General features: G+C 71.0%; 6 protein-coding genes. 2 read left to right on the forward strand and 4 right to left on the reverse strand.

The genetic code is table 11. From position 1 onward, the window contains the following. Positions 1-109 precede the first annotated feature (109 nt). Complete coding sequence (locus ACJ73U_RS02930; RefSeq protein WP_407775929.1) at positions 110-724, reverse strand: hypothetical protein; 615 nt, start codon at positions 722-724, stop codon at positions 110-112. 239 nt (positions 725-963) lie between these two features. On the opposite strand from ACJ73U_RS02930, the gene ACJ73U_RS02935 reads away from it, so the two are divergent. Then, entirely contained in the window at positions 964-1317 is a 354-nt protein-coding gene (locus ACJ73U_RS02935; RefSeq protein WP_407775930.1) for a hypothetical protein, read from the forward strand. A 33-nt stretch (positions 1318-1350) separates the two neighbouring features. On the opposite strand, the gene ACJ73U_RS02940 is transcribed toward ACJ73U_RS02935, so the two are convergent. The 3 genes from ACJ73U_RS02940 to ACJ73U_RS02950 all read right to left on the reverse strand — a co-directional run bounded on the left by ACJ73U_RS02940 (position 1351) and on the right by ACJ73U_RS02950 (position 5693). Continuing rightward, positions 1351-2370, reverse strand: a complete 1020-nt coding sequence (locus ACJ73U_RS02940; RefSeq protein ID WP_407775931.1) for a LacI family DNA-binding transcriptional regulator — start codon at positions 2368-2370, stop codon at positions 1351-1353. Positions 2371-2399: 29 nt separating this feature from the next. After that, positions 2400-3386, reverse strand: coding sequence for a glycoside hydrolase family 26 protein (locus tag ACJ73U_RS02945; protein ID WP_407775932.1), 987 nt, complete (start codon positions 3384-3386; stop codon positions 2400-2402). A gap of 132 nt (positions 3387-3518) precedes the next feature. Next, entirely contained in the window at positions 3519-5693 is a 2175-nt protein-coding gene (locus tag ACJ73U_RS02950; protein ID WP_407775933.1) for a DUF6351 family protein, read from the reverse strand. A gap of 159 nt (positions 5694-5852) precedes the next feature. On the opposite strand from ACJ73U_RS02950, the gene ACJ73U_RS02955 reads away from it, so the two are divergent. Further along, the coding region (locus tag ACJ73U_RS02955; RefSeq protein ID WP_407775934.1) for a glycosyl hydrolase 2 galactose-binding domain-containing protein at positions 5853-6450 on the forward strand (598 nt) is incomplete at its 3' end.

Here is a 6450-nt window from a genome sequence, read left to right on the forward strand (position 1 = left end):
GGCGCGCGGTGGGACGGGCCGCGCGCCCCGCCGAGTGGGGCGTCCGGGGAAGGAACCGGCACCGGACGCCCGGGTCGGGCCCGGCGCTCCTAGGCGCGGCTACGGGCCGTCAGGACACGGACCACAGGTTGTTCGAGCCGAGCACCGCGCTGCGCGCGAACGTGCTGGCGTAGACGACCTCCTGCTCGTTGGTGATCTCCTCGACGTCCAGCACCTGGCCGGCGGTGAACGTGCCGGCCGCCACCCAGTACGACGGGTGCGGGGTGAAGACGTAGTTCAGGTTCGGTCCCGCGTTGACGACGAAAGTGCCGGCGTTCGACATGCCGATACCGACGGACGCGGTGTCCGCCGGCACGTCCGGCAGCGTGCGGATGTAGAGCGAACCGAGCCGCGGGGTACCCGCCGCCGGGCCCTCGACGAAGGTGAACGCGCTCTGCGGGTAGCCGAACTGGATCTGGTTGTTCTCCGGGTTCTCCGGGTCGGCCGGCAGGGTCTGCTGCGCCTGGAACGTCACGCCCGGCTGCAGGGTGCCGGTCTGGGCCCACACGAAGTTGTAGTCCTCGCTCCAGGTGAAGGTGACGGTGGTCCCCGGATGCGCGGGCGCCGTCAGCCATGCGAGTGACAGCGCATTCGGCACACCGAGGTCAACGGGCTTCTGGTAGACAACGATATCTTGGAACTGGGTCGAATTATTCGTGACGGTCAGGGAATACTGGGTGGACATACTGAATGCTCCTCACGATTCGGGGTGGATGTGTGCTCGACCGGTATTCCCGGGGTGGCGACAGTCCCGGAGTGAGCCGGGATTCGGGGAGTCGCCTCGATTTCGGGCACCCATTCCGTGATGGCTGTTTTAGTACACACCCCGCCGTCCGGCCGGTCAACGAAACCCATATCGCCTGATGGGGCGGCCTACCCGGCCACGCCGGGTCAGCGTTTTCGCCTTTTCGTCACGGGCCTGCGGTGACGAAAAGCGGCTATTGCCAGAACTGCGGTACCGAAATGCCGATGGGGGATCTGGGCCGGCCGAGGCGGTACTGCTCGGCCGCATGCCGGCAGGCCGCTTACCGGTCCAGAACACTCGCGACGGCCACCGGCGAGCGCATGGCGATGGTCACGCTGGCCGGCCGGCTGCGGGACAACGCCGACCGTTTGTGGATGCTCAGCCAGGGTTGGGTGCCGCCGAGCGGTCAGGACGGCGTGGCGTTGGTCACCCTGCTCACCGAAACGGTCGAGGTGGCGGAGGAAATGGCCCGCCGGGGCCGTGTCCTCGGTGACGGAATTCGTGACAGTTTCCCGTCGGGCTCACTCGAATAGGGGGTATCCAACGGGTTGTCGGTCTCGCGGGTTTCAGTCCCTCGGGGCGCGGGTGGTGCTCGCCCTGGGCATCAGGACCGGGGCCGGGGCCTGCCGGTGGTCGGCCGTGCCGGCGGTGATGACCTCGTTGAGCGTGGTCACGGCCAGTACCCCGTGGCGGGTGATGTGCCGGTCCATGGCGGTGACGCCGGGCCGGACCAGCTGGCAGAGCGCCGAGTCGTCCCAGGACAGGATCGACAGCTGCTCCGGTACCGCGACGCCCATCTCCTGGGTGGCGGCCATCGCGGCCAGTGCCATCACGTCGTTGTCGAAGATCATCGCGGTGGGCCGGTCCCGGGCGGAGAGCAGGCGGCGGGCCGCCCGGGCGCCGCCGTCGGCGGTGTAGTCGGCGTGCAGCGTGCGCGACCACTCCAGCTGGTGTTCGGCCGCCGCGCCGGTGAACGCCGCGTCCCGGCGCTCGGTGTGCGTGAACACCGCGGGGCCGGCGATCCGGGCGATGCGGCGGTGGCCCAGCGCGGCCAGGTACCCGACCGCCTCCCGCATCGGCTCGTCGTCGTCGCTCCACACGCACGGGACCGCCGGCGACTGGGGGAGACCGAGCGCCACCGCGGGCATGCCCAGCTCGGTGAGCAGGGCCAGCCGCGGGTCGTCGGCGTGCAGGTCGACGAGGATCACGCCGTCGACGCGGCGCTCGGCCCACCAACGCCGGTAGGTGTCGAGCTCGGCGGCGCGGTCCTCGGTCAGCTGCAGTGTCAGTGCCGTCGACGGGTCCTGGCGCAGCGCGGTCTCGATGCCGGCCACCAGCTGCATGAAGAACGGCTCCACGCCGAGCACCTGCGCGGGCCGGTCGACGATCAGCCCGAGCGCGCCGACCCGGTCGCGGGTGAGTGCGCGCGCGGCGTTGCTCGGCCGCCAGCCGAGGCTGTCCGCGATGCGCAGCACCCGCTCCCGGGTGGCGGGGGAGACGCCGGGCTTGCCGTTGAGCGCGTAGGAGACCGCGCCCGTGGACACTCCGGCCGCCTGCGCGATGTCGGCGATGGTGAGACGCTTCATCGCGCACGAGCTTAACCGCTCAATGCCCCTCAGCCACGCCCCATCTCGGTGAGGACCAGGACGCGCCCGTCGAAGTAGGTGCGCTGGATCGCCGCGTTGGAGTTGGCGCCCTGCAGGTACTCCGACCATTCCATGAAGTAGGTCCACCTCGGCTGCGCGGCCAGCAGCTCGGGCGAGGGGATCGTGCCGGTCTCCCCGAGCGCGATCGGCTTGCCCTGCGCGATGTCCAGCATGGTCTGGTAGTCGGAGGCGGACGAGTTCGGCTTCATCCACACGTCCAGCGCGGCCACGTCGACGTACTGCGCGCCCGGGTAGTACTGGCCGGCCTGGCCCATGTCGAGGTCCTTCACCGCCCAGACCCACACGATGTTGGTCAGGCCCTTGCTCACCAGGTAGTCGTGGGTGAGCCGGTAGAGCGCCGCGCTGCCGTTCGCGCCCGGACGGCCGCCCCACCAGGCCCAGCCGTCGTTGAGCTCGTGCAGCGGGCGGAACAGCACCTGCACGCCGGCGTCCCGCAGTTGCCGCAGGTACGGCACGGCCTCGTCGAGCCTGGCCTTGTAGCGGTTGTCGAGATCGGAGCCGTCGCGCAGTAGCTCCGCCCACTGGCTGTCGTTCAGGTCGCTCTCCACACCGGTCGCCCAGTCGCAGGAGCTGCCCTGGGTGGGCGGGCACATGTGCCAGGTGAGGGTGACGATCGCGCCGTGGCTCCACTCGAGCTTCGCCTGGTCGACCACCTTCTGCCGGTTCGCGACGTCGGCCGCGGCGAAGAAGAGGTCGCCGCCCCACAGCCCGGGGTACTGCCCGGTGATGTCGTGCGCCTTGGCGGTGTACTGGGACGGTTGGCTCGCGGGCTCCTTGTTGTGCTGCCCGGCGATCGTGTAGTGGCCGGAGATCTGCCGGAGGTAGTCGAGCGCGCCGGACGCCCTCGGCGCCGCCCCCGCGGGCGCGGTGAGCGCCGCGGCGAGGGTGACCGACAGGACGGTGGCGAGCAGGGACCGGCGTGTTCTCGGTGTCATCGGATGCTCCTCCGCGTTGAGGTCGAGCCGTGACATCAAGCGCTTAAGTAGCTATGTCAGGTTTCGCCACACGTGTCAAGAGGCGCGTCATGCTACCGATGGGTCGCAGGTGCTTAAGTGGTTAACGCGAGGCTAGCGGCGAGGGCGCCCGACATCCGGTGCGCGGTAGTCGCAGACGCCGCTGGGGAAGATCTGCTCCAGGCGCGTGACCTCGGCGCTCGTCGGGTGCCACGAGCCGTAGAGCCCACGCGCGACCGCCGCCGCCACCGGCTGCAGGGCGCACTTGAAGACCTCCTCGTCGAAGGGGCCGCCGGCGATCGTGCGGGACGTGCCGTGGATGGGGAACGCTCGCGTGCACGGGCCCGCCGGGCCGTGGTCGAGGATGCCGCGCCACGCGTCCCGGCCGCGGTAGAGCAGGGTGCCGTCGGTGGCGAAGCAGCTGTCGACCGCCTCGGGTGGCTTGTTGCCCGCCACACCGCGGGACGGGTGGGTGCGGATGTTGGCCAGCCAGGCGTCCATGACCGCGAGCGCCATCGGGGTCTGGTCGAACGCGCGGGCCGGGCGGGCGTCGGTGAACCAGATGACCTGGTTCGCGGCACTGCCCTGCCCGTCCAGCATGCGCTGCCGGGACGCGAACGACTGGCGGGCGTTGTGCATGTCGAGCTCCGCGTCGAGGTAGTGCCGCCAGTCGATGATCGGGATGTCGATCCGCCCGTCGAACACGAGCCCGGACCGGTAGGCGGCCCGCATGGCGTCGACGTTCCCCTCGGTCCTGGGCCGCACACCGTTCTCGTCCGGTGGGCTGACGTTCCGCGCGCTCCAGACGTCCACATGGGACGGACAGGCGGTCGTGACGAACGGGCAACCCTCCTGCACGTCGTCCTGGGGTTGTCGCCAGCCGCCGACGGAGGCGTTGAGGTCGAGGAACTCGGCGGGCGTGAGGTTCCCCTCCACCAGCGCCGCCAGCCCGTACTGCACGCCGACGTTGTCCCAGGCGGACCGCGCGTAGCCGGTCGCGGGGTCGCGGCCGTAGACGTTCACGGCGTCGTTCCAGTGCGTCCACTCGACCCGGGCCTGCTGCGCCGGCGTGATGCCCGGCGCGGTGCCGTACCTCGGGTTCAACACCAGCGGGGACAGCCCGCGCCATGCCTTGACGCACTCGGTCGCGCCCGGCGTCGCCAGCCAGGGCGTCAGCGGCTGGTACGGGTTCGCGACGGTGTCGGAGGAGGCCAGCCCTTCCAGCGTCGTGCGGTTGGACCACTGCCGCCAGCGGGAGGTCGGGTCGGCCAGCACCTGCTGGTCCAGCCAGTGTTCGAGCAGCTCGCAGTCGCCGACGTGGATCGTCTGCGTGACCATGTCCGGGTAGGAGTACTGCGGGATGGCGGCGTCGAGCAGCCCCTTGTGGTTCTGCCCGTACACGTACTGCTGGATGCCGCCGCCGGAGCCGCCGAGCCCGACGGTGTAGAGCGGGTCGCCGTACTCGGTGACGAACCGCGACTTGACCATCATCGCGGTCTCGCCGCCCAGCACCAGGTTGTAGTGCGTGCCGGTCTTGGTGCCGGTCGACCACGTGACCGCGTAGCCGTGCGCGAGCCCGTAGGTGTAACGCGACTCGCCCTGGTTGTTCGAGCCCTGGTAGTGGCCGATCCCCACGCCGCCGCCGAAGTAGTAGATCAGCCTGCGGTTCCAGTGCGGCAGGGCGGCGGGCCCCGTCCCCTCCGGGTCGAGCACCGCGATCGAGTAGATGAACCGGTTGATGGTGCCGCGTTCCCACCGGATCACGAAGTCGCCGCCGTCGGGGGTGGTGGTCATGTCGGCGGGGCGCGGCGCGGTCCGGTCGTACGGGCGCCAGGTGTTGGCCGTGGACCAGTAGTAGTGGTCGACGCGGGTGGGCAGCGAGCAGTCGGCGTCCAGGAACGGCCCGGTGAGGTCGAAGCCGGCGAGGTGCTCGGGGGTCGAGCAGAAGAAGTCGGCCTGGTGGGGCCCGGCGAACATGGGCCCGGTGACCGGGTGGTCGACCAGCACCAACGAGACCCGCTCCCGCCGCGACGCCACGGCGGTGACGGTGTTCGCGCCGACCGGCATGCCGCGCAGCACACCCTCGAGCGTGTGGCCGGCCGGCGCGAGGTCCCCGGTGACGTCGTCCCCGTTCAGCGCGACCCGAACCGCGCCGAGGGCCACCGACCGCGGCACGTCCACCCGGATCCGAGCGGCGCCGCCGCTGACGTACTTCGCCGGCCCGGACAACACCTCGACCCGCAACCCACCACGCGAGGCCGCGGCGGCCGAGACACTCACGGCACTCACGGCGCTGACCAGACAGACGATCACCGCTGCCACAACGACCAACCGACGCCCCATCGCGTCCTCCCGGCTCTCGCGCGCCCGTCACGTTAGGCGTGGCCCACCCTCAGCGTCAACGAAGGTGGCGGGGCCGTGCCAGTGGATCGATGGAAAATCAAGGGGATGGACCGGGGCACCGCGCATACCCTGCTCGAGATCATCGCCGAGCGCGCGGTCGGGCGCTCGGCTCGGCAGGCGGCTGATCCGCAGCGGGTGAGAGGGGACGTCGTGGCGTCGGTGTCCGTGCTGGCCGAAGGCTGGCGGCTGCGGGGGTTCCTCGGCGACGACTGGCAGCTGCACCGCGCCCAGCTGCACGCGAGGAACAGCCCGGACGACGACGACCGGTGGGTGCCGGCGCGGGTGCCGGGCACCGTCCTCGCCGACCTGGTGGCCGCCGGCGCGGTGCCCGACCCGTACGTGGGCACCCAGAGCCTGCTGTCGGAGTGGGTGCCGCAGCGGACGTGGGTGTACCGGACACGGCTGCGGACCCACGGGCTCGCGCCGGACGAACGCGCGTTCCTCGAGTTCGACGGCATCGACCACGCGGCCGCCGTGTACCTCGACGGGGAGCGGATCGCGGTGCACGAGGGCATGTTCGTCCCGCTGGTCGTCGACGTCACCGAACGGCTCGGCGCGGGGGAACACAGCCTCGGCGTGGTGATCGACCCCGCGCCGGTGAGCGAACCGCAGGTGGGGCACACCGCCGCCGTGACCGTCCACC

This window comes from Actinophytocola sp. (assembly GCF_045807065.1).
Lineage (GTDB): Bacteria > Actinomycetota > Actinomycetes > Mycobacteriales > Pseudonocardiaceae > Actinophytocola.

Coding starts and splice junctions, on each gene's coding strand:
- ACJ73U_RS02930 (WP_407775929.1), bottom strand. CDS start 724: ATGTCCACCCAGTATTCCCTGACCGTCACGAATAATTCGACCCAGTTC.
- ACJ73U_RS02940 (WP_407775931.1), bottom strand. CDS start 2,370: ATGAAGCGTCTCACCATCGCCGACATCGCGCAGGCGGCCGGAGTGTCC.
- ACJ73U_RS02945 (WP_407775932.1), bottom strand. CDS start 3,386: ATGACACCGAGAACACGCCGGTCCCTGCTCGCCACCGTCCTGTCGGTC.